This is a genomic window from Protofrankia sp. CiT1 (genome assembly GCF_917627335.1).
GTDB lineage: Bacteria > Actinomycetota > Actinomycetes > Frankiales > Frankiaceae > Protofrankia.
The window spans coordinates 1-1,051 of record NZ_CAKJTP010000122.1 but is presented as its reverse complement, the minus strand read 5'-3'; the positions used below and the strand labels follow the sequence as shown (position 1 = coordinate 1,051).

The window sequence follows — 1,051 nt, the reverse complement described above, 5'->3', positions numbered from 1 at the left end:
CTGCCGGTCCCGACAGCGGTGGCTCCGCGACGGCCGCTGGGACCGGGCATACCGCACCGGATCTCGGGCTGACCTTCTGGCTGAGCCCGGCCGGCGCGGCAGGCTGACCGGCGGCTGGCTGGTGGCAGGCTGGCCGGCGCGGCTCGGGAGACCTATTCCCGGGATGAGCGCCGAGCCTGCCGGAGCACGCCGACCGGCAACAGGGCAGCCGAGACGAGGCCGGTCACAAGGGACGCGTAGGCGAACACGGCGTCACCGAGGACCCCCATACCGAGCAGCACGGCTGAGAGCAGAGCCAAGATCCCACTGACGGTAATCATATGTGCCCGGGACGTCAGCGGAGCTGAGTCCGCGCGCTCTTCGACCGGCTAGAAATCCTGTAGTCCGCTGGAGTCCCGGCGGGCCGGTTCGATGTCGGGACCGCGGACACCGCCGTTGTCGCTTCCCCGTGCCATCGCTGCTCCCGCGCCCAGCGGCGGCCCAGGCGGGAAAGCGGACGCGGCGACGGAACTCGCGGCCGGCTGCTGTGAGCCGGCGGTGATCCCGGTCGGCGGCGGCGGGGGCGCGGACCCGGTACCGGGGTTGAGCGGCGGGCGCGGGGTACCGCCCGGACCGACCGCCGGCTGCGTCGGCATACCGTCCAGATCGCGTAGCTGCATCTCCAGGTAGGCACGCAGCCGTGTGCGGTATTCACGCTCGAAGGCACGCAGCTGCTCGACCTGGCCCTCCAGCCGGCGCTTGTCGTCCTCGAGGCCACCGAGCTGCTCGGCAACGTGTGCCCGTGCCTCGCCGATGATGCGGTCGGCGTCCGCCCGGGCTTCGCGGCGCGCACGGTCAGATTCGCTGCGGGCCTCCCGCAGCGCCTCGTCCGCCGTACGCTGCGCCAGCACGAGCGTGCGGGCCACCCGCTGTTCGATCTCGGCATCCAGTTGGGAGTTGCCGGTGCGGGCCGGGGCCTGGGCCGACGCGGGCACCGCCGGCATCACCGCGGTCGCGGCCGCGGTCGCCGGCTGCGCCGCCACAGGACGCTCGCGGGCGGCCTGCGCGGCCT

Annotated in this window: 2 protein-coding genes; both read right to left on the bottom strand. The window is 73.8% G+C overall.

Translation table 11 applies throughout. The features are described from left to right. Positions 1-152: 152 nt before the first annotated feature. Positions 153-299 (bottom strand): hypothetical protein, encoded by a 147-nt coding sequence (locus tag MJ785_RS16610; RefSeq protein ID WP_239347058.1) that lies wholly within the window; start codon positions 297-299, stop codon positions 153-155. Between the two features lie 69 nt (positions 300-368). Continuing rightward, the coding region (locus MJ785_RS16605; RefSeq protein ID WP_239381661.1) for a DivIVA domain-containing protein at positions 369-1,051 on the bottom strand (683 nt) is incomplete at its 5' end.